General features: G+C 66.7%; 18 protein-coding genes. 11 read left to right on the top strand and 7 right to left on the bottom strand.

The annotated features are described in order from the left end of the window. Positions 1-8 precede the first annotated feature (8 nt). From U5809_RS20765 to U5809_RS20720, 10 genes are all read left to right on the top strand, one after another. A complete protein-coding gene (locus tag U5809_RS20765; RefSeq protein WP_322087943.1) occupies positions 9-1,481 on the top strand; it encodes an FAD-dependent oxidoreductase in 1,473 nt (490 codons plus the stop codon). A gap of 167 nt (positions 1,482-1,648) precedes the next feature. Next, positions 1,649-2,326, top strand: a complete 678-nt coding sequence (locus U5809_RS20760; RefSeq protein WP_176048719.1) for a TetR/AcrR family transcriptional regulator — start codon at positions 1,649-1,651, stop codon at positions 2,324-2,326. Positions 2,327-2,497: 171 nt separating this feature from the next. Next, on the top strand, positions 2,498-3,787 hold the full coding sequence (locus U5809_RS20755) for an acyl-CoA dehydrogenase family protein (protein WP_322087942.1): 1,290 nt from the start codon (positions 2,498-2,500) through the stop codon (positions 3,785-3,787). A 167-nt stretch (positions 3,788-3,954) separates the two neighbouring features. After that, positions 3,955-4,629 carry a histidine phosphatase family protein gene (locus U5809_RS20750; protein ID WP_322087941.1) on the top strand — a complete coding sequence of 225 codons (675 nt, stop codon included), beginning with the start codon at positions 3,955-3,957 and terminating at the stop codon, positions 4,627-4,629. A gap of 20 nt (positions 4,630-4,649) precedes the next feature. Then, positions 4,650-5,681 carry a phosphotransferase gene (locus tag U5809_RS20745; protein ID WP_282508086.1) on the top strand — a complete coding sequence of 344 codons (1,032 nt, stop codon included), beginning with the start codon at positions 4,650-4,652 and terminating at the stop codon, positions 5,679-5,681. Between the two features lie 58 nt (positions 5,682-5,739). Beyond that, positions 5,740-6,504: an SDR family oxidoreductase gene (locus U5809_RS20740; RefSeq protein WP_176048715.1), complete on the top strand. Its 765-nt coding sequence runs from the start codon at positions 5,740-5,742 to the stop codon at positions 6,502-6,504. Positions 6,505-6,511: 7 nt separating this feature from the next. Further along, positions 6,512-7,270 (top strand): glucose 1-dehydrogenase, encoded by a 759-nt coding sequence (locus U5809_RS20735; RefSeq protein ID WP_322087940.1) that lies wholly within the window; start codon positions 6,512-6,514, stop codon positions 7,268-7,270. Between the two features lie 34 nt (positions 7,271-7,304). Then, a complete protein-coding gene (locus U5809_RS20730; protein WP_322087939.1) occupies positions 7,305-8,549 on the top strand; it encodes an acyl-CoA dehydrogenase family protein in 1,245 nt (414 codons plus the stop codon). Between the two features lie 77 nt (positions 8,550-8,626). Next, positions 8,627-9,532, top strand: a complete 906-nt coding sequence (locus U5809_RS20725; protein ID WP_322087938.1) for a LysR family transcriptional regulator — start codon at positions 8,627-8,629, stop codon at positions 9,530-9,532. A 259-nt stretch (positions 9,533-9,791) separates the two neighbouring features. After that, positions 9,792-10,499, top strand: coding sequence for a hypothetical protein (locus U5809_RS20720; RefSeq protein WP_322087937.1), 708 nt, complete (start codon positions 9,792-9,794; stop codon positions 10,497-10,499). Between the two features lie 488 nt (positions 10,500-10,987). Here the strand turns inward: U5809_RS20720 and U5809_RS20715 are convergent, their stop codons facing one another. From U5809_RS20715 to U5809_RS20700, 4 genes are all read right to left on the bottom strand, one after another. Beyond that, positions 10,988-14,026, bottom strand: a complete 3,039-nt coding sequence (locus tag U5809_RS20715; protein ID WP_322087936.1) for an FAD-binding and (Fe-S)-binding domain-containing protein — start codon at positions 14,024-14,026, stop codon at positions 10,988-10,990. A 29-nt stretch (positions 14,027-14,055) separates the two neighbouring features. Beyond that, on the bottom strand, positions 14,056-14,817 hold the full coding sequence (locus U5809_RS20710; RefSeq protein ID WP_322087935.1) for a 2-keto-4-pentenoate hydratase: 762 nt from the start codon (positions 14,815-14,817) through the stop codon (positions 14,056-14,058). Between the two features lie 52 nt (positions 14,818-14,869). Further along, positions 14,870-16,144, bottom strand: a complete 1,275-nt coding sequence (locus U5809_RS20705; protein WP_322087934.1) for an MFS transporter — start codon at positions 16,142-16,144, stop codon at positions 14,870-14,872. A gap of 201 nt (positions 16,145-16,345) precedes the next feature. Beyond that, on the bottom strand, positions 16,346-17,566 hold the full coding sequence (locus tag U5809_RS20700) for a pyridoxal-phosphate-dependent aminotransferase family protein (RefSeq protein WP_322087933.1): 1,221 nt from the start codon (positions 17,564-17,566) through the stop codon (positions 16,346-16,348). A 183-nt stretch (positions 17,567-17,749) separates the two neighbouring features. On the opposite strand from U5809_RS20700, the gene U5809_RS20695 reads away from it, so the two are divergent. Next, positions 17,750-18,454 (top strand): GntR family transcriptional regulator, encoded by a 705-nt coding sequence (locus U5809_RS20695; protein ID WP_322087932.1) that lies wholly within the window; start codon positions 17,750-17,752, stop codon positions 18,452-18,454. A 19-nt stretch (positions 18,455-18,473) separates the two neighbouring features. Here U5809_RS20695 and U5809_RS20690 read toward each other — a convergent pair whose 3' ends face one another. The 3 genes from U5809_RS20690 to U5809_RS20680 all read right to left on the bottom strand — a co-directional run bounded on the left by U5809_RS20690 (position 18,474) and on the right by U5809_RS20680 (position 22,493). Continuing rightward, positions 18,474-19,544, bottom strand: coding sequence for a porin (locus U5809_RS20690; RefSeq protein ID WP_322087931.1), 1,071 nt, complete (start codon positions 19,542-19,544; stop codon positions 18,474-18,476). A 66-nt stretch (positions 19,545-19,610) separates the two neighbouring features. Continuing rightward, a complete protein-coding gene (locus U5809_RS20685) occupies positions 19,611-20,711 on the bottom strand; it encodes a porin (RefSeq protein ID WP_176048705.1) in 1,101 nt (366 codons plus the stop codon). A 147-nt stretch (positions 20,712-20,858) separates the two neighbouring features. Then, a complete protein-coding gene (locus tag U5809_RS20680) occupies positions 20,859-22,493 on the bottom strand; it encodes an aromatic amino acid ammonia-lyase (RefSeq protein ID WP_322087930.1) in 1,635 nt (544 codons plus the stop codon). Positions 22,494-22,496 lie beyond the last annotated feature (3 nt).

Here is a 22,496-nt window from a genome sequence, read left to right as displayed (position 1 = left end):
AGGCGGACATGGGCAACGCACACGGCGCGATGGCGTTCGGGCAGGTAGCACAGACGGGGCAGGCGTCGGGCGGTGTCGGCGCGGCTGCGTCGATGCAGGCAGAGGGCGCCGACGCGGCCGGGCCGCTGGCCCGCTGGGGCGAGGAAATCCGCGCCGATGCGGCGTTGCGGAAGTATCGTCCGGTCGGCGGATGGATCGAGCGGCCCGAGCCGGTGCAGCCGCCGCTCGAAGGCGACGTCCGCGCGGACGTGATCGTCGTCGGTGCGGGCTTTGCCGGCCTGTCAACCGCGCTCGAGCTGGCCGCGCGCGGCGCGAGCGTCGTCGTGCTCGAGCGTGAGTTCGCGGGCTTCGGTGCGAGCGGCCGCAACGCCGGCTATCTCGCCGGCGGCCAGGGGCTCGAGTACGACCTGTTTCTCAAGCGGGTCGGCCGCGAACAGGCGAAGCGGATCGTCGGCTTCTACGACGAAGGCGTCGCGTATGTGGAACGCAAGCTCGCCGAATACGCGATCGATTGCGACTACCGTGCGTCGGGCATCATTCGCGCGGGCGTGCATCCGTCGCAGGAGAAGCGCTTGCGCGAGAGCATGGCGACCGGCATCGAACTCGGCTCGCCCGCGCAGTTTCTCGACGGCGCGGCGATGCGCGAACGCGGGATTCCGCCGGCCTTCCTGTTCGGCGCGTACGTGCCGGGCGGCGGCACGCTCGATCCCGGCAAGTACGTGACGGGGTTGCGGCGCGCGGCGCTCGCGGCCGGCGTCAAGCTCTACGAGAACACCGCGCTGCTCGAATTCGAGGAAGGCGAGACGGTGCGCGTTCGCACCGCACGCGGCAGCGCGAGTGCGCCCGTGCTGGTGCTCGCGACCAACGCGTATACGCCGCAGCTCGGCCTGCTTGGCGACAAGGTGATGCCGTTGCGCGTGTCGGCGCTCGAAACCGAGCCGCTGTCCGATGCGCAGCTCGCGGCGCTGGACTGGCCGAATCGCGAGGGCATCGTCACGCCGCACCTGACGATGGAGAGCCATCGCCTCACGGCGCGCAACACGCTGCTGCTGACGACCAAGCGGTTGCATTACGTGTACGGATCGCAAACCCCGAACGTGCCCGACGACGATGCGTATCGCGCGCTTCTGAAGACGCTGCACGCGCGTTTTCCGCAACTCGGCAACGTGCCGGTGCGCGCTTGCTGGAGCGGCTACATCTCGTTTGCGGGCGACGCGTTGCCGGTGATCGGCGCGGCCGGCGCGCACGGGAACGTGTTCTACACGGCCGGCTGCTCGGGGCATGGCGTGGGCACGCAGTCGCTGGTCGGGCGCCTGCTGGCCGAGCGGATCGGGGACGGGCAATCGCCGCTGCTCGACGCGCTGGCGCACAAGACCCCGTCGGTGCCGCCGGAGCCGCTGCGATGGTGTGCGGTCAATGGGATGCTCGGCGTCGCGAACCTGCTCGACGAGCGCGTGAACCGCAAGGTGCGGCCGATGTAGCGGCGCACGCGCGCGTCGCGACGCGGCAACGTGGGTCCGGCCGTGCGGCCCGGCAGAAGGGCCGCTCGATGGAAAATGAAGCGCGCATCGGGTATAGTCGTTTGCGCTCCGTAAGGTACGGAGCGTCCATTCGACGAAGCCGAAACGCCACCTTCACGACGAACACGATGACAGTGTCCAACGAACCGCGCAGCAGCAAGAAGCGGCGCACTTCGACTGCCACCCCCGCAGCAGCCGGCAACCCGGACGGGTTGCGCGCGCAAGGCCTGCGCACGCGCAACACGATCATTCGCGTCGCACGCAAGCTGTTGCTGGAAGGCGGCCCGCTGGAATTCTCGCAGCGGGCGGTTGCCGCGGCCGCCGGGATCAGCGTCAGCAATCTGCAGTACTACTTCCCGACCCGGATCGCCGTGCTGCGGGCCGTCATCGAGCCGGTCATCGATACGTACCTCGACGACATGAAGCGCGCGATCAGCAGCGACGCATCGCCGCGCGACGTGTTCGAGGAGATCCTCGAGCGTTCGATCAAGGATGCAAAGGATGCCAAGTACAACGCATTGTTCCGGCACTTCCTGTCGTTCGCGGCCACCGATCCCGAGTGCTTCAAGCTCTACGATGAATGGTATGCATCGCTCACGCGCGACCTCGCGCAGTTACTGCGCGCGGTCAATTCCGCGCACAGCGCGGCCGATAGCCGGCATGCAGCGACGATGCTGATCGCGCTGGCCGACGGCTTCGCGATGCAATACGGCACCGGGCGCCATACGCAGGCGCTCGACGCGTATTTCACCGCGACCTCGCGCGCGATCGCATACGGCACGCTGGCGGTTCCGGCCGGCAAGTAACCGCGCGAGCCCACAGCGGCAATGCGAGAAGAGACAGGGGAATACCCTGTCTTTTTTTTGCTTCCTGTGTTTGTCATGATGACCTATGTTTGGTATGTATTACTAGGTGTGGGATGGCCGGGCGCATCCGCTGTCCGGCCAACATGATTCGAGTCCAGGAGGAGAACGGAGATGATTCGTCTGAACAAGTCCGCGGCGCTGCCCGTGGTCGGCATGACCGGCTTCGAGACGCCGCTGAGCGAAGAGGAAAGCGCAATCCAGCACACGGTTCACCGCTTTGCGCGCGACGTGCTGCGGCCGATCGGCCGCGAGCTCGACCGGATGACGGCGGAGGAGGTGATCGCGCCCGGCTCGCCATACTGGGCCGCGATCGTCGAGAGCGCGAAGCTCGGGCTCGATCCGCAACTGATCGCGCAGTTTCCGCCGGAAACGGCCGTGCGCATCGAGTCGTTGATCGGCGAGGAGCTCGGCTGGGGCGACTCGGGCCTCGCCGTGTCGATCGGCGCGGCCACGATGCCGCTGATGATGGCGCATACGGTCGGCAATCCCGAACTGGTCGAGATGTGCGCGGGCAAGGTCGGCTGCTGGATGAACACGCAGCCCGATCGCGGGTCGGACGCGGCGATCCTGTATCGGCAGGAACTCGGCGCGAACGGCCGGCAGCCGGTCGGCAACGTGACCGCGAAGGTCGGCGCGGACGAGATCGTGATCAACGGACAAAGCTCGGCTTGGATCTCGAACGGCTCGGTCGCGCAGGTCGCGCTCGCGTACATGGCGGCCGACTACGGCGACGGCTTTTACGGCGAAGGCGAGCGCAGCGCGTTCACGAACGGCATCGCGATGATCCTGCCGCTCGACCTGCCGGGCATATCGCGCGGCAAGCCGCTCGACAAGATCGGCCAGCGTTCGCTGCCGCAGGGCGAAATCTATTTCGACAACGTGAAGGTGCCGAAGCGCTTCGCGGTGGCGTTGAAGGACGACTATCTCGGCAACCTCGCGTCGACGTGGTCGTATGCGGGCACGCACATGTGCCAGGTGTTCGTCGGCGCGGCGCGCGCCGCGTTCGAACTGGCGCTCGCGTATTGCCACGAGCGCAAGCAGGGCGGCGCGCTGCTGATGGATCACCAGATGACGCACCTGCGCGTCGGCGAGATGCTGCGCCGGCTCGAGATGGCGCGTGCGATCGCGCGCCGCAGCCTCGCGTTCTCGCGGATGTCGCCGCAGAGCCATCCGTACGCGACCGCGCAGGCGAAGGTGAGCGTGACCGAGGAAGCGATGAAGATCACGCACGAGGCGTTCCAGCTGTTCGGCGGCAACGGCACCACGCGCGAATTCCCGATCGAGAAGCTGTTCCGCGACGTGCGTTCGGCGCTGATCGAGGATGGCGAGAACTACGTTCTAGCGTCGCGCCTCGGCGTGCTGGCCGGGCAGCTTTATCAGAACGGGTGGACGCGCGAGTAAGCGGCGCGGGGGGAGCGGGGGGCGTGTGCCGGTTCGGCCGGTCCGGCGACACGTTCCGTCCCGGTGAATTGGGGATTCCCATGGTGAATACCCGCTCATTCATCAAATAAATTTTAAAAATGGCCGCCCGCTGGCTATGCTGAATCCTTCACTCAGGCGGGCATGCGATGGCTGAACTCTTTCTGGTACGGCACGGGCAGGCGTCGTTCGGCACCGACGACTACGACCGGCTTTCCGCGGCGGGCGAGCAGCAGGGCGTCTGGCTCGGCGAATACTTCGCGCGGCAGGGCCTGGCGTTCGACCGCGTGATCTGCGGCACGATGACCCGCCACGCGCAGACGGTCGACGCGATCCTGCGCGGGATGGGCCGCGAAGGCGTGCCGGTCGACCGCCATCCCGGCCTGAACGAATACGACTTCCACGGGCTGTTCGCGGCCGCCGCCCACGACTACCCAGAGATCGCACGGCTTGCCGCCGGCTCGATGAAGGAGCATTTCCGCGCGCTCCGGCAGGTGCTGCAGCTGTGGACCGAGGACAAGCTCGGCGACGCGGCCCCCGAAACCTGGTCGCATTTCCAGCAGCGCGTTTCCGATGCCCGCGCGGCCATCCGCCACGGCGGCGGCCAGCGCGTGCTCGCGGTGAGCTCCGGCGGCCCGATCGCGGTCACGGTTCAGCAGGTGCTCGCGGCGCCGCCGCCGAGCGCGATCGCGCTGAACCTGCAGATCCGCAACAGCAGTCTTTCGCAGTTTTTCTTCAACGCCGATGCGTTCCACCTCGCGTCGTTCAACGGCATCCCGCATCTGGAGGATCCCGAACGGCACGCATGGCGGACCTACGGCTGACCCACGAACGACACGCGACGATGACGAACCCTTCCCAGCAACTCGACGTAGCCCGCCTCACGCGCTATCTGGAAACGCACGTGCCGGGCTTCGAAGGCCCGGTCGACACGGAGAAGTTTGCCGGCGGCCAGTCGAATCCGACTTTCCTGCTGCACGCGAAGAGCGGCCGCTACGTGCTGCGCCGCCAGCCGCCGGGCGAACTGCTGAAGTCCGCGCACGCGGTCGACCGCGAATTCCGCGTGCTGACCGCGCTGTCGGGCACCGCGGTGCCGGTCGCACGGCCGTATCACCTGTGCGAAGACCGCGACGTGATCGGCAGCCTGTTCTACGTGATGAGTTTCGAGGACGGCCGGATCTTCTGGGATCCCGCGCTGCCGGAACTGCCGAAGGCCGATCGCGCGGCGTGCTACGACGCGCTGCTGCAGACGATGGCCGCGCTGCACGACGTCGATGTCGACGCGGTGGGCCTGGCCGACTACGGCCGCCCCGGCAACTACTTCGAGCGCCAGATCGGCGTATGGACGAAGCAGTATCGCGCGGCCGAAACCGAGCGTCTCGACGCGATGGAGACGCTGATCGACTGGCTGCCGAAAGCCTGCCCCGAGGACACGGGCCGGCCAGCGCTGGTGCACGGCGATTTCCGGATCGACAACCTGATGTTTGCGCGCGACAGCTATCGCGTGCAGGCCGTGCTCGACTGGGAACTGTCGACGCTCGGCAATCCGCTCGCCGATCTTGCCTATTTCTGCATGTGCCTGCGGCTACCGTCGGGCGGGCAGGTGCGCGGGCTCGCGGGCCAGGATCGGGCCGAACTCGGCATTCCTGACGAAGCGGCGATCGTCGCGCGTTACTGCGAACTGCGCGGGATCGAGCCGATCCGCGACTGGCACTTCTATCTCGCGTTCAGTTTCTTCCGGCTCGCGTCGATCGCGCAGGGCGTGAAGGCGCGCGCGCTGCAGGGCAACGCGTCGAGCGAGCAGGCGCTGCGCGTCGGCGCGATGGCTGGCCGGCTGGCCGAACTGGCCGTGAGCGTGATCGACGCGCATCGCTGAAAGCGCCGCGATCGTACGCGGCCACACGACACACCCATCAATGGAGGAGCGAGACAACATGGCAACGAATCTGTTCGACCTGACCGGCAAGATCGCGCTGGTGACGGGCGCAAGCCGCGGCATCGGCGAGGAAATCGCGAAACTGCTCGCGGAGCAGGGCGCGCACGTGATCGTGTCGAGCCGCAAGCTCGACGACTGTCAGGCCGTGGCCGACGCGATCGTCGCGGCGGGCGGCCGCGCCGAGGCGCTGGCCTGTCACGTCGGCCGGCTGGAAGATATCGCGGCGACGTTCGAGCACATCCGCGGCAGGCACGGGCGGCTCGACATCCTCGTGAACAACGCGGCCGCGAACCCGTATTTCGGGCACATCCTCGATACGGATCTCGCCGCCTACGAGAAGACCGTCGACGTGAACATCCGCGGCTACTTCTTCATGTCGGTCGAGGCCGGCAAGCTGATGAAGGAACACGGCGGCGGCGCGATCGTCAACACGGCGTCGGTGAACGCGCTGCAGCCGGGCGACCGGCAGGGCATCTACTCGATCACGAAGGCGGCCGTCGTCAACATGACGAAGGCGTTCGCGAAGGAGTGCGGGCCGCTCGGTATTCGCGTGAACGCGCTGCTGCCGGGGCTCACGAAGACGAAGTTCGCGGGCGCGCTGTTCGCCGACAAGGACATCTACGAAACCTGGAAGGCGAAGATCCCGCTGCGCCGCCACGCGGAGCCGCGCGAAATGGCCGGCACCGTGCTGTATCTCGTGTCGGACGCGGCGAGCTACACGAACGGCGAATGCATCGTCGTCGACGGCGGCCTGACGATCTGAGCGCGCGATGAAAATCGACAGCTACGCCGGCCAGGCCGTGATGATCACCGGCGCCGCGAGCGGCTTCGGCGCGCTGCTCGCGAACGAACTCGCCGCGATGGGCGCGCGGCTCGCGCTCGGCGACCTGAACGGCGAAGCGCTCGAACGCGTGGCCGCGCCGCTGCGCGCGGCCGGCGCCGACGTGATCGAGCAGCGCTGCGACGTGCGCGTCGAAGCGGACGTGGCGGCGCTGGTGCATGAAGCCGCCGCCCGCTTCGGGCGGCTCGACGTCGGCATCAACAACGCGGGCATCGCACCGCCGATGAAGGCGCTGATCGACACCGACGAAGCCGATCTCGACCTGAGCTTCGCGGTGAACGCGAAGGGCGTGTTCTTCGGGATGAAGCACCAGATCCGCCAGATGCTCGCACAGCGCGAAGGCGTGATCCTGAACGTCGCGTCGATGGCCGGGCTCGGCGGCGCGCCGAAGCTGGCCGCGTACGCGGCGTCGAAGCATGCGGTGGTCGGGCTCACGAAGACGGCCGCGCTCGAATACGCGCGCCACGGCATTCGCGTGAATGCGGTATGCCCGTTCTACAGCGCGACGCCGATGGTCACCGATAGCGATATCGGCGATCGCCAGGACTTTCTCGCGCAGGGCTCGCCGATGAAGCGGCTCGGCCGGCCCGACGAAATCGTCGCGACGATGCTGACGCTGTGCGCGAAGGAAAACACGTATCTGACCGGGCAGGCCGTCGCCGTCGACGGCGGTGTCTCGGCTTTCTGACCGAACGGAACACGAAAATCTCGAGGAGTCGATCATGGACTTTGGCTACACCCCGAAAGTGGAAGCACTGTGCGAACGCGTGCGCGAATTCATGGACGCGCACATCGTGCCGCGCATCCGTCAGTGGAACGAGGAAGTGCATGCGGGCCAGTATCCCGTGTCGTTCATGGAGGAGCTGAAAGAGCGCGCGAAGGCGGAAGGGCTGTGGAACCTGTTCCTGCCGCACCTGAAGGACGACGAGCCCGGCACGGGCCTGACGAACCTCGAATACGCGCCGCTCGCCGAGATCATGGGGCGCGTGAGCTGGGCGTCGGAAGTGTTCAACTGCAATGCGCCGGACACCGGCAACATGGAGCTGCTGCACATGTTCGCGACGCCCGAGCAGCGCGAGGCGTGGCTGCTTCCGCTGCTGCGCGGCGAGATCCGCTCGGCGTTCGCGATGACGGAGCCCGACGTCGCGTCGTCGGATGCGACGAACATCACGACGCGCATCGAGCGCGTTGGCGACGAGTACGTGATCAACGGCCGCAAGTGGTTCATCACGAACGCCGCGCATCCGAACTGCAAGATCTTCATCGTAATGGGCAAGACCGATCCCGAAGCCGAATCGCACCAGCAGCAGAGCATGATTCTCGTGCCGCGCGACACGCCGGGCGTGACGGTCGTGCGCAACATCACGGTGGTCAATCACTACGCGCCGGAAGGGCACTGCGAAATCACGTTCGACAACGTGCGCGTGCCGGCGCGCAACCTGCTCGGCGAGGAAGGCAGCGGTTTCGCGCTCGCGCAGGCGCGCCTCGGGCCTGGCCGCATCCACCACTGCATGCGTTCGATCGGCGCGGCTGAACTGGCGCTGGAACTGATGGTCGACCGCGCGCAGTCGCGTGTCGCGTTCGGCAAGCCGCTGAACCGGCACGGCACCGTCGGCGAATGGATCGCGCGTTCGCGGATCGAGATCGACCAGGCGCGCCTGCTGGTGCTGAAGGCCGCGTGGATGATCGACAAGGTAGGCGCGAAGGCCGCGCGCAAGGAGATCTCGATGATCAAGGCGCTCGTGCCGACCGTCTATACCGATGTGTGCGACCGCGCGATGCAGGTGTTCGGTGCGGCGGGGTTGAGTCCCGATACGCCGCTCGCCGACCTGTGGACCTGGGGCCGCGCGCTGCGCTTCGCCGACGGCCCGGACGAGGTGCACCTGCAGGCGATCGCGCGGATGGAGATCAAGGACGGCGAGCCCGGTTCGACCGCACCGTACCTGACGCCGCCGCCGCGCGGCTGACCGGCCGCACGATTCGCCTGGCGAACATGGACGAACGGGAGGCGCGCGCCGTAAGATGCCGGCAAGGAGATCCGGCGATGCGCCTTTCGAAGATTGACCTGAACCTGTTCGTCGTATTCGACGCGATCTACACCAAGCGCAACCTGACGCGCGCGGCCGAGGTGCTGAACCTCACGCAGCCGGCCGTCAGCAACGCGCTGGCGCGGCTGCGCAAGACGCTGAACGATCCGCTGTTCGTCAGCACGCCGGCCGGGATGATGCCGACCCCGATGGCCGAGAACATCGTCGGCCGCGTGCGCGAAGCGCTGCAACTGCTCGATTCGAGCGCGCACGAGGGCGACGTGTTCGATCCGGCGTCGTCCGAGCGCGTGTTCCGGCTCAGCATGAGCGACCTGACCGAAGCGCTGCTGCTGCCGGCGCTCGGCGAACTGCTGCAGACGCATGCGCCGGGCATGCACGTGCGCAGCTACACGATGGATCGCCGTGAGGTCGCGACCGCGCTCGCGAACGGTTCCGTCGACATCGCGATCGACGCGCCGCTGATCGGCGATCCGCACCTCCATCAGGCGCTGCTCGTGCAAGACCGCTACGCCTGCATGATCCGCGACGATCACCCGTTCAAGGGCGACACGCTCACCATGGGCGACTACCTGTCGATGGGGCACATCCACGTGTCGAGTCGCCGCAAGGGCAGCGGGCACGTCGATGCGGAGCTGACGCGCCTCGGGCTGCGCCGTGACATCCAGATGCGCGTGCAGCACTACATGGTCGCGCCGCTGATCGCGATGCGCGGCGATCTCGCGTTGACGGCGCCGCTGCGGCTGCTGCAGCGCTATCCGGCGCGCATTCTCGAACTGCCGTTCGAGATGCCGGGGCTCGACTACTTTTGCTACTGGCATCGCAGCGCGGATCAGGATCAGGGCAGCCGGTGGCTGCGTGAACAGCTGATGACGCTGATGGGCGGAATGGGCGGGCCGCAGTGATAGATGCCGTAGCGATAAAGTACTGCTGATAATGTTGGCTGAGGTGCGAGAGTTCCTGAGGATCTCGCGTGGGCACGCTTACGATCTGCTTCGTTCAGACAAGCAGCGGTCAGTCTGATGGCCGTCAATTGATAATTGGTCGGGGTGAGAATTTTTGTCGCCCGAGGTGAGGTTGTTGATCGGAACAGCATTCGTGGAGACGTCGGCTGGCGAGGATCGTTCAGTCGATCCGGACAATTAACTGGAATGTAGGCCGGAAATGGAAGAAAAGGCGTTGGATACTCTACATCCATGCGATTTGCTGAGGACGATCGACTCGCTTTATGAGCCCGACATCAGAAACGGATATTTTTCTCGGTTCGACAGGACCATTGGGAATTTCCGGCCAGGCACTGCAGCCGAGCATCTCGAGGACGTAGCATTGTTCACACTCAGCGTGAATGTGCCAGAGTCGGTTCGGATCCATTTCGAGACGGCAAAAAATCTCTATGCATATGCGTGGTTCGTCTATCGCTTCTATCCTGTAGCGGAACAGCAAGCCCTGACATCGTTGGAGTTCGCGTTGCGCGAGTGGTTAACTACCGAGATCGAGCGATCGTCGCTGGTCAGGGCCGAGCCGCCTCGCGGTTTGAACAAATTGCTGAAAGAAGCAATGAAGCGAAAGGCGATATCTAACGACAGGTTTTCGTGGTCACGGGAGCAAGCACTGCAGCGCGCCAGACATCGAGCCGAACACCAGAAACTCCAAGAGATGCAGCGCCTCGGATTGACGACGGTCCAGATCGACTACTCGAATGTAGAGCCGATGCCCGAGGATTTCGATGACTGGATCGGCATATTCATTGATACATTGCCCAGGATTCGCAACGAATACGCTCATGGCTCAGGTGTCCTTCACAACACGGTCTCACGCACATTCGAGATCGTCAGTGAATTGATCAATCAGTTATTCGTCCCGACACAATAGCGAGTCCGATTGACTGCCGACAGAGAGACTGCAGCGGCACGTATCAGTTGTGCGCTCGAAAGCTACCGAGCAATCACGTTCCAGTTCTTCTCCCAAGAGGCCACGACTATGCTGGTCTTTCTTGACACAGAGTACACCGTGCTCTTTCAGCCGACCTCGAAATCAATCAGTTCGGGGAGGGTAATGGAGGGCGAACGAAAAAATTTATGTCGAGCTCAAAGATACTCGTAAGCTCAAGGATTGCTCTGACCGTGTTTAACGCAAAGTGTTGAAATTACTTGGCGGGCCCGATATATCTCTTTTCAAACCCGCCAAAGCTGCTCCAGTGGCTTACCTGCTCGAATGGCTTACCGTGCCCCCATGTATGGAGCAGACCGCCTGCGCGTCGATAGAGAGTGGCATTAATGACGTAATGGGTGGTTGATCATATCGACGACCACGAGCATATCCACGCCGAGCCAATTTCTCGGCTGCCGTGGCGCCGGCCGTCAACCGCGCAGCGCCTGCGCCAGTACACGCGCCACATGCACGGCTTGCGTCTGCGCGCCATCCTGAATCTGATGCCGGCAACTCGTGCCGTCCGCGACGACGATCGCGCCTTCGACTCGCGCCCGCACCGCCGGCAGCAGCGACAGTTCGGCCATCGCCTGCGACGCGGCGTAGTGCTCGGCTTCATAGCCAAAGCTGCCGGCCATCCCGCAGCACGACGATTCGAGCGGCGACACCTTCAACCCCGGAATCCAGCGCAACACGGTCTGCACCGGCGTGAACGCGCCGAACGCCTTCTGATGGCAATGGCCGTGCACGAGCGCTTCCTTCGCATCGATTGCGTGCAGCGGCAGTGACAACCGGCCGGCCTCCTGTTCGCGCACGAGAAACTCCTCGAACAGGAACGCGTGGCTTGCGAGTCGCGCCGCTTCGTCGCCATAGCCATAAGCAAGAAACTCGTCGCGCATCGACAGCAGGCACGAAGGCTCCAGCCCGACGATCGCGACGCCGCGTTGGAGATACGGACGCAACGTATCGAGCGTGCGCTTCGCCTCGGCCTTCGCTTCGTCGACGAGCCCGGCCGCGAGGAACGTGCGGCCGCAGCACAGTGGCCGCTCGCCTTCGCGCACGTTGAAATGCACGGTGTAGCCGGCCGCTTCGAGCACGGCCTGCGCGGCGCGTGCATTGTCGGGTTCCTGGTAGTTGCTGAACGTATCGACGAACAGCAGCACTTCGCGGGTGGCCGCGCCTTTTTGCGAAGGTGCCGACGTACTCGCGCCAGCACCTACATTCGCGAGGAACGGCCGCGCAAACGCAGGCAGCGCCCGCTGCGGCGCGAGGCCGATCCATCGCTTCATCCACGACGCCACGACCGGCACGCCATTCGCGAACGCGATCGCGCCACGCATCCGCGCGGCCCACGGCGCATAACGCGGCAGGTACGCGACGAGCCGTTCGCGCAGTGTCGTGCCGTGCTTGCGGTTCCACGCATGTCGCGCCTCGATCTTGAAGCGCGCCATGTCGACACCCGTCGGGCAGTCGCGCTTGCAGCCCTTGCACGACACGCACAGGTCGAGCGCGGCCTTCACGTCGTCGCTGGCGAGGCCGTCGGCGCCAAGCTGGCCCGTCACCGCGAGCCGCAGCGTATTCGCGCGGCCGCGCGTCACGTGCTGCTCGTCTCGCGTCACGCGATAGCTCGGACACATCGTGCCCGCGTCGAACTTGCGGCAGTGGCCGTTGTTGTTGCACATCTCGACGGCCGACGCGAGCCCGTGCGTGATGTCGGTGCCGGAGCCGGGCGCGGTTTCTTCACCGGTCAGCGGGTCGCGCGTGACGTTCCAGGCCGACCAGTCGAGTGCGGGCCGCAGCGGCAGCGCCGCATAGCCAGGCGCGAAACGGAAATGTTCGCGCGTATCCATCTTCGGCGGATTGACGATCTTGTCCGGGTTGAAGCGGTTGTCGGGATCGAACAGCGCCTTGATCTCCGCGAACGCCGCGTTCAGGCGCGGGCCGTATTGCCACGCGACCCATTCGCCGCGACACAGCCCGTCGCCGTGTTCGCCCGAATACGCGCCCTTGTATTCACGCACGAGCGCTGCCGCTTCCTCGGCGATCTCGCGCATGCGCGTCGCGCCGTCGCGCCGCATGTCGAGGATCGGCCGCACATGCAGCGTGCCGACGCTGGCATGCGCATACCACGTGCCTTCGGTTTCATGCTTGTGGAATACGTCGGTCAGGCGGCGCGTGTATTCGGCGAGGTGTTCGAGCGGCACAGCGCAATCCTCGATGAACGACACCGGCTTGCCGTCGCCCTTCATGCTCATCATGATGTTCAGCCCGGCCTTGCGCACGTCCCACAGCGCCTTCTGCGCGCCGGCATCGGTCATCTTCACGACGCTGTCGGGCAGTCCGAGATCGGCCATCAGTTCGGCGAGCCGGTCGAGTTGCGTCAGTTGCGCATCGCGCGATTCGCCCGCGAACTCGACGAGCAGGATCGCCTGCGGCTGCCCGACGAGCGCCTGCTCGATCACCGGCCGGAACGCCGGGTTCTCCATCGACAGGTCGATCATCGTGCGGTCGACGAGCTCGACGGCCACCGGCTTCAGCTTCACGATGTGCTGCGCGGTATCCATCGCCTGGTAGAAGGTCGGGAAGTTCACGACGCCGAGCGTCTTGTGCGCGGGCAGCGGCGCGAGCTTCAGCGTGATCTGCCGGCTGTACGCGAGCGTGCCTTCCGAGCCGACGAGCAGGTGCGCGAGATTCGCGTGGCCATCGTCGGTGTACGCGCGCGGGTTCTGGCAGTCGAACAGGTCGAGGTTGTAGCCGGCCACGCGGCGCAGCACCTTCGGCACGCGCTCGACAATCTCGTCGCGCTCGCGTGTCGCGATGCGTTCGACGCCGTGCAGCAGCTCGAGCGTGCGGCGGTCGGTGACGGGCTGGGCGAGCGAACCGAACCGGCACTCGCTGCCGTCGGCGAGGATCGCGTCGATCGCGAGCACGTTGTGCACCATGTTGCCGTACTCGATCGAGCGCGACCCGCACGAGTTGTTGCCGGCCATCCCGCCGATCGTGCATTGCGCACCGGTCGACACGTCGACCGGGAACCACAGCCCGTGCGGCTTCAACCACGCGTTCAGGTGATCGAGCACGATGCCGGGTTCGACGGTGACGGTGCGCGCTTGTGCATCGAATTCGACGATCCGGTTCAACCATTTGCTGTTGTCGACGACGAGCGCCTCGCCGACCGTCTGCCCGCACTGGCTCGTGCCGGCGCCGCGTGCGAGCACAGGGATCTTGCGGTCGCGCGCGATGTCGAGCGCGATGCGCAGGTCGTCCTGGTCGCGCGGTACGACCACGCCGAGCGGCATGATCTGGTAGATCGATGCGTCGGTCGCGTAGCGGCCGCGGCTCGCGCGATCGGCGTGGACGTCGCCGCGCATTTCCGTGCGCAGCCGCTCGAACAGCGGCGACAGCGCGGCGCCTTGCGACGGCACGAGATGGACGGGGCGAACCAGCGAGGGCGAGACGGCGGATTTCATGGCGGCGGTCGGTATTGGATGAAAGCGGATCAGGCGAGCGTGACGCTGACGGGCGGCAGCCCGGCGATGTGGCCGACGGCCGTGCCGACGGCCTGCGGGAAATACATCCCCGTGTACGAGCCGGTCGTGACGACGGTGTCGGCCGGCAGTACGATGCCGCGCCGCGAAGCGTGATTGACGAGCCACGGCAGCAGGCGGCGCGGGTCGCCTGCGGGGTTCGTGCCCGATGCGGCACCGGCGATGTCCTGCCCGTCGAATGTGAACATCGGGGCCGGCGCGACGAACGGGAAATCCGCGCGATAACCGGTCATCTCGCCGAGCACGAGCGCGCCGTGGTTCTGCAGGTCGGCGAGCTGCGCAGCCGTCGCGACGTCCGGCCATTCGCGGAAGCGGCTCGCGACGATCTCGATCGATGCGCCCATCTGAGCGATCCCGTCGAACACTTCGTCGTCGGCATAGGCGGTCGCACGCGGTGCGAAGTCGCGGCCGAAGCGGAACGCGATTTCCAGTTCGAGGCCGAGCGGCCGGAACGCGCCGCGCGGCAGCGTGACGCCGCTCGCATGGCGGCAGTCGTCCGGCAGCGGCGCGCCCTGGATCGGGCCATCGGGCTGCTTCGCGCCGACCTTCCACGCGCCGATCGCGGCGCCGCGCACGGCGAGTACTTGCGCCTGCACCGCATAGGCGGCGTCGGCATCGGCGGGGACGAGTTCCGAAGGCAGCGCGGCGAACGCGATGCCGTGTTGCCAGCCGTCGGCGAGCCGGACGGCGAGGTCGTGGGTAGCTTGGGTCATGGTTTGCGGTATGAAAAAGTGGGGGGACGCCGCTAGCAGCGCCCCGTTGGCATCAGGCCGGCGAGCGGTGGGTTGCGGGCTGTTCTGCAGGCGCATCGGCGAAGCGGCTGTCCGGCTGCATGCGGAACGCGAGCAGCACGCCCACGCCCATCAGCACCATGCTGCCGATGAACGGCAGCTCCCAGCTGCCGAAGCGGTCGATCACGAAGCCGGAGATCACGGGCGACAGGATCGCCGCGAGCGCGGAGCCGGAATTCATCATCCCGCTCGCGGTGCCCGAGTATTCCGGCGCGATGTCCATCGGCACGGCCCACATCGGGCCGATCGTCATTTCGGCGAAGAAGAAGCCGGCCGCGAGGCACGCCATCGACACGTACAGGTCGTGCATGAACAGCAGCGGCAACAGCGCCAGCAGCGTGAGCAGCATGCAGATCGACACCATCCAGCTGCGTGCGCGCTTGAGGCTGCCGGTACGCGCATAGATGCGGTCGGTGACGATGCCGCCGAGGGTGTCGCCGATCACGCCCGCGAAGAACACCGCGGATGCAAACACGGCCGATTTCTTCAGGTCGAGGTCGTAGCTGTGCAGGAAGTACTGCGGAATCCAGCTCAGGAACAGCCACAGCGTCCAGCCGTAGCAGAAGTAGACGATCGTGACGGGCATCATCCGGCGGAACAGCGGGCCCCACGGCACGGTGGCGGGCTTCTGTTTGGGCGGCGGCAGCGCATCGAGTTCGGCCTGGGTGATGCGTGGGTGATCCTTCGGATGCTCGGTGTAGACGAGCGCCCAGACCGCGACCCACACGATGCTGATCACGCCGCAGATGTAGAACGATTCGCGCCACCCGTACACGGCCATCACCGCGACGACGGCGGCCGGCGCGACCGCGTTGCCGACGCGCGAGAACGCGTGCGTGATGCCCTGTGCGAAGCCGCGTTTCTCGCGCGGCACCCAGCGCGACATCGCCGACGTGGCCGCAGGGAACGTCGCGCCTTCGCCGAGCCCGAGCAGCAGGCGCGCGGCGAGCAGCGACGCGAGGCCGCCGGCCATCCCGGTGAGCAGTGTCGCCACGGCCCACAGCAGCCCGCACGCGAGCAGCGTGCGGCGCGCGCCGAAGCGGTCGCTGACCCAGCCGCCGATGATCTGGAACACGAGATACGGATACGCGAACGCGGAGAACACGAGGCCGATCTCCGTCTTGTTCAGCCCGAATTCCCGGCCGAACCCGGCGGCAGCCGTGCTCACGTTCACGCGGTCGAGGTACGTGATGAAGTACATCACGCATAGCATCACCAGCACGATGCCGGTCGCTCGGAACAGCTTCATGTTGCGTCTCCTGAATGTTGTCTGGCTTGCTGCCCGTGCCGGCGTCGAGGCCGGCATCTGGGCGGGTCGTGCTGATGAAGCGGGGGGCGGGCGCGCGTCGGCAGCGGACGGTGTGCGTCGTGACGACCGCGTGCGGCCGCCCGTGAAGGGGAGCGGGTGCGTCAGGCGGTGCACCGAGATCGCGCGCGCCGCCGTCCGCGGTCAGGCCGCCGCGCGCAGCGCGGGCGTGTGGGTGTTCGACGCGAGATAGTCCATCGCCGCGACCACGCCGCTCGCGGCAACCGGCACGCCGGCGAGTTTCAATCCCATCTCGCAACCGGCGAGCGTGGCCATCAGCGTGAGGTCGTTGCAGTCGCCGAGATGGCCGATGCGGAACATGCGGCCGCGCATCTTGCCGAGCGCTTGCCCGAGCGACATGTCGAAGCGTTCGTAGATCAGCTTGCGCACGGCGTCAGCGTCGACGCCGTCGGGCATCATCACGCCGGTCAGCACGGGGCTGTAGACGGCCGGGTCCGCGCACTGGATCTCGAGGCCCCATGCGCGCACCGCGCGGCGCGTCGCTTCCGCGAGCCGCTGGTGGCGCGCGAACACGTTGTCGAGCCCTTCGCCGAGGATCATGTCGAGCGCTTCGGCGAGCCCGTACAGCAGGTTGGTGTTCGGCGTGTACGGCCAGTAGCCGTTCTTGTTCGCCTCGATGATCTCGTGCCAGCCCCAGAACGCGCGCGGCAGCTTCGCGTGCTCGCTCGCCGCGAGCGCCTTCGGCGACACCGCGTTGAAGCTGATGCCGGGCGGCAGCATCAACCCCTTCTGCGAACCCGACACCGTCACGTCGACGCCCCATTCGTCATGGCGGTAGTCGGCGGACGCGAGCCCCGAGATCGTGTCGACCATCAGCAGCGCCGGGTGGCCGGCCGCGTCGATCGCGCGACGCACCGCGGCGATGTCGGACGTGACGCCGGTGGACGTCTCGTTGTGCACCACGCACACGGCCTTGATGTCGTGCGCTGTGTCGGCGCGCAGGCGCGCTTCGATCATGTCGGGCTGCACGCCGCGGCGCCAGCCCTCGATGCCCGGCAGCCCGAGGAATTCGGGCTTCAGGCCGAGCGCCTCGGCCATCTTCTTCCACAGCGTCGCGAAGTGGCCGGTCTCGACCATCAGCACGGTGTCGCCGGCGCTCAGCGTGTTGGTCAGCGCGGCTTCCCATGCGCCGGTGCCCGACGCCGGGTAGATGACCACCGGCTGGGTGGTCTTGAAGATCTTCTTGATGCCGGCCAGCACCTTCAGGCCGAGCGCGCCGAATTCGGGGCCACGGTGGTCGATGGTCGGGTAGCTCATCGCCCGCAGGATGCGGTCGGGCACCGGGCTCGGCCCCGGAATCTGCAGGAAGTGGCGGCCGGACGGGTGAAAGTCGAGTTGCAGCATGGTCGTTCTGTCTCCTTGGTTGCATTTTGAATTTTGCATGCAAAATACTTTAGCAGACAGATCGCGGCTGAACCAAGCGCCGATTTAGCCGAAAATGCCGGTGTTTACCCGATATTGGCGTGGCGATATTCGGGTCGGGCGAGTTGCAGTAGAATCGCGGGAAGCAAGAGGGAAGGACTTTGCATGCAAGATTTGAATGATCTGGAGCAAACCGGCGGCGCGCCGGCATTGCCGAAACTGGAGCGGCAACGGCTGCACGACACGGTCGTCGAGCACCTGCGCAAGTTCATCGTCGAAGGCGTGCTGACGCCCGGCATGCGGCTGAACGAGCGCGAGCTGTGCGAGACGCTCGGCATTTCGCGTACGCCGCTGCGCGAGGCGTTCAAGGTGCTGGCGTCCGAGGGGCTGCTGGTGCTGTCGCCGAACCGCGGCGCGAGCGTGTACCGGATGAGCGAATCGGAGATCCGCGAGACGTTCGAGCTGATGTCGGGGCTGGAGGCGTTTTCAGGCGAGCTGGCCTGCGAGCGCATCACGCCGGCCGAACTCGCGGAGATCAAGGCGCTGCATTACTCGATGCTCGCGTGCCGGATGCAGAACGATCTGCCCGGCTACTACAGCCGCAACCAGGAAATCCACGACCGCATCAACGAGGCCGCGCGCAATTCGGCGCTGCGCGGCACGTACCAGGCGATCAACCGCCGGATCATGTCGATGCGGTTCCGCTCGAACCAGCACGTCGAGAAGTGGGATCGCGCGGTGCACGATCACGAGGAGATGATCAAGGCGCTGGAGGCGCGCGACGGCAAGGCGCTCGCGGCGATCCTGCGGCGGCACTTGCTGGAGAAGCGCGACGCGGTGTTGCTGCTGCACGCGGAAGTCGACGCGTAAGCGCACACCACGCGCGGGTTCAGAACGCCGTGCGCAGCCCGAGCCCGGCCGAGTCGCCATTGCCGTAGCCGCTCGCACGGTCACGCATGTAGGCCACGTACACGTCGGTCCGTTTCGACAGCCGGTAGTCGTAGCCGAGCGCCCAGGTCGTTCTCGACGGGCGGTCGCGCCCGTGGCTCTTCGCGGCCATCACCGACGCGAGCACCGTGCCGAAGCCGATCGGCACCGCTGCGCCCACCTGTGCGCTGTGCGTGCCGAGCCCGCCGCCGTCGATCGCATCGTGCACGTACTGATAGAACGCGGTGAATTTCACGACCTTCAGGTCGTAGCCGACGCCGGCCAGCACGGCGTCCTGCTGCGTGAAGCCGGTGATGGCGGCGTTCAGGTCGCCTGGCGTCCGGTCGAATTTCGCCTGCTGGAACGCGAGCGTCGCGCTGAACGCGCGGCGCCCGTCGTAGGTGACGCTGCCGCCCCACTGGTTCGCGCCCGCGTGGCCGGGCGCGTTGCCGGTCGCATAGATCAGGCTCGCCTGCAGCGCGTGCTCGCCGGGCGTCGAAACCAGCACCGAATTGCTCCAGCCGTTGTCGCCGACGAGGCCTTGCCCCGATACGCCCTTGTACATCTGGTTCAGTGCCGGCGAAAAGCCGAACGACGTCGAGAACGGGTTGAAGCGCACGACCGAGACGTAATACGGCGTCGTGTTGCGCCCCGCGCGCAGCACGCCGTACGGCGCCGCGACGCCGACATACGCGTTGCGCCCGAAGAACGTATCGCCGCTGAAGCGGCCGGCGCCGCCGTTCGACGGGCGCATGAACGCTTCGAGCGCGAACTGCAGCGCGTAGCCGCCGCCGAGATCCTCGCGGCCACCGATTCCCCAGAAGCTCGTCGTGAAGCCGCCCGAATTCATGGCATACGCGCGCGGCTTGCCGAGGCTCTTTTGCGTGCCGACATAGACGTCGGCCAGCCCGTACAGCGAGACGGACGACTGGGCCGTGGCGTCGTCGGCGATCGTACAGGCGATCAGCGATGCGCCGAGGGTCGACAGCAGCCGGTGGCGCCTGCCGGCGCCCCGGATCAAATGAATAGGCATACTGATTGAATGGCGTGAAGGAAGAAAGGCCGGACGGGTGCGCGGCGGCACCCGTCGAACGGCGCGTCAGAATACGTGGCGGATACCCGCACGACCGACGGCCTGCTTCTGGTTGCTCGACGGATTGAAGCCCGCGATCTGCGCGACCGGCGCGTCGCCGGCCGCCTTCTGGAACGCACCCATCACGTAGACGCTCGTGCGCTTGGACAACGCGTACTCGACGCTCAGGTTGAACTGGTGATACTTCGGTTCGGCGTTCGTCGCGTGGTCGCGGCCCGTCGTGTACGTGTAGCCGGCGCCGACCGTCACGGCCGGCGTCGGCGTGACGAGCGTCGACAGCTCGTAGTTCTGGAACGTCGCGTCGTGCCCCGCGCTGCCTTGCTGGAAGTTCGTGTTCGTGAAGTCGGCGAGCACCTTGAGCCACTGCACGACCTGATACGACGCGCCTACGCCGAACACCTTCTGCGCGCGCGCCGCATCGAGGTAGTTGCCGTAGATCGCGTTCGTGAAGCCCGGATAATTCTGGTAGCCCTGCGTCGACACGCCCGGGTTGTTGATCCGCAGATAGCCGATGCCGAAGCCGACCGGGCCCGCCGCGTAGCTCGCGCCGACGCTGAACGTCGCATTGTCGGAGAAGCGGCCGGGCTGCCCGCCGAACGCATAGAGGCCGCCGAACGTGATGCCCGCGATCGTCGGGCTGCGGTACTTGACCGCATTCGAGATCGGAAAGCCGTTGTCGGTGTTGTCCATGTCGTTCGGGTGCGCGAAGTAGTAGCCGCCGATGTTGCCGTTCAGCGTGAACGGCTCGACGTAGTCGACGATCGAATCCCACTGGCGGCCGAGCGTGAGCGTGCCGAGCTTCGTGTCGTTCAGGCCGACGTATGCGTTGCGCGAGAACGCGAGCCCGCTGCCGAGGCGGCCGGAGTTGAGGTCGAAGCCGCTTTCGAGCCGGAAGATCGCGCTGAGGCCGCCGCCGAGATCCTCGGTGCCGCGCACGCCCCAGCGGCTGCCGGCCGTCACGCCGGACGCGAGCTGCACGAGATGCTTGCCCTGCACGTTCGACACGTAGTCGACGCCGTCCTCGACGATGCCGTACAGCGTGACACTGCTTTGCGCGTGAGCGGTAGCGGCCGCGGCGAGCGGCAGCGCGAACAGGATTCTTTTCATGATGATGTTCCGGTGCGGAATGGTTGAAAGACGGCGAGCGGCGGTGCTATACGAACGGACCTTCGGGTCCCGCACCGCGATCGGACGTCGATCGCGGCGGCGGGTGGGACAGCCGACGGGTGAAACGAAGAAAGGGCGGTGCGCCGCTCAGTCGCGATACGTGCGCAGCAGCGCATCGGCGGCCCTGAAATCGGGCGTGAGCGGGCGGTCGCGCTGGAGGAAGTCGACCTTGGTACGCAGTGCGCGGTACAGCGGCTGCGTGGCCGGCGCGAGCGTGAACGACGGCTGCTTGCGCTGGCGCAGGTCGATCGCCTGCGATGCCTCGATCAGTTCGAGGCCGAGCAGCGTGTAGCTCGCGTCGATTTGCTTCTGCACGCGCTGCACGACGTCGGGCGCGTTCGTCGCGATGTCCTCGATGCCGCCCGCAACGGGCAGGTAGTCGAGCGACACGGGCATCGCGAGCGACTTCACCGTCATCGCGAGCGCGGTCGGCGGCTTCTCCATCGCGCCGAACGCATGCACGGTGTCCTCGGTGCCGAGGAAGCGCGAGAGGCCGGTGAGGTGCGGGTCGTTCAGCTTGACGATGCGTTGCGCGGACGCGAGTGCGTTGTGGCCGAGCGCGAGCCCGAGCTGCTCGAACACGAGTACCCACGGCAGCGGCTCGAAGTTCGCGCTCGGCAGCACCGCGCCACCGCCGTCGACGTAGCCGGCCGCATCCTGTGCGCGGCTCGACTTCGGCGTGACGCCGACCGCGACACCCGGATTGTCGTCGCTCGAATTGAGCTGTACCTGCAGCAACGCACGCGCCTCGTCATAGGTGCGATCTTCTTCGCCGAGCAGGTAGACGCCGGAGCGGAAGCTGAGCGGATCCTGCAGCGGCCGCTCCGGGTCCTTGTTCCACAAGCTGCTGCCCGCGAGCAGCGTGCGCAGCGTGGCGCCGGCGCGCAGCGTCGCCGGGAACGGCCGCAGCGCGAGCGTGTCCTCGCGGAACGGCGACACGTTGCCGTTCAGCCCCTGCAGGCTCAGCGCGAACACGACCTTCGACACCTGCGCGAGCCGCGCCATGTCGGTGAGCGCCAGCGCACCCATGCCGGCCGAATACGCGTTGGAGCTGAGGATCGCGAGTGCGTCCTTGCCGTACGGGCGGATCGTCGCGATGCCGGTCGACTTCAGCGCGTCGGCGGCCGCGACCTTGCGGCCCTGGTAGTACACGTCGCCTTCGCCGAGCATCGCGAGGCCGACATGGCTCAGGATCGTGATGTCGGCTTCGCCGATCGAACCGTCCGCCGGCATCGCGGGCGTGACGCCGCGATTGAGGAACTGCGCGTACGCGTCGACGATCGCCGGCTGCACGCCGGCGCCGCCGTCGAGCATCGCGTTCAGGCGGGCGGCCATCGCGGCGCGCGCCACGCGTACGCTCATGTCGGGGCCGACGCTGCCCGAGTGCGCGTGGATCAGCCCGATGTTGAAGCGCGTCGATGCGTCGACGACTTCCTGCGACAGCTTGCCGTGCGCATCGACCATCTCGCGGTCCTTGTTGAGGCCGACGCCGACCGTCAGCCCGTAGATCTGCTGGCCGGCCGCGGCGGCCTTCAGCAGCACGTCGTGCGCGGCGACCACGCGCTGGCGGGCGGTCGGTGCGATCGACACGGCTTCGCCGTCGGCGATGCGGGCGATCGATTCGGGTGTGGCGGACCGGCCGTCGAGCGTGACGTCCGCAAAGGCCGGGACGGCGGCGAAAAGCGCGAGCGCGACCGCGCTCCGCATGAGGAAGCGTTGCATGAA

The sequence above is a fragment of the Burkholderia sp. BCC1999 genome (genome assembly GCF_905339975.1).
In the GTDB taxonomy this organism is placed as follows: Bacteria; Pseudomonadota; Gammaproteobacteria; order Burkholderiales; family Burkholderiaceae; genus Burkholderia.
Note: the sequence above shows the minus strand (reverse complement) of the source record. Positions and strands in the feature narration are given on the sequence as shown.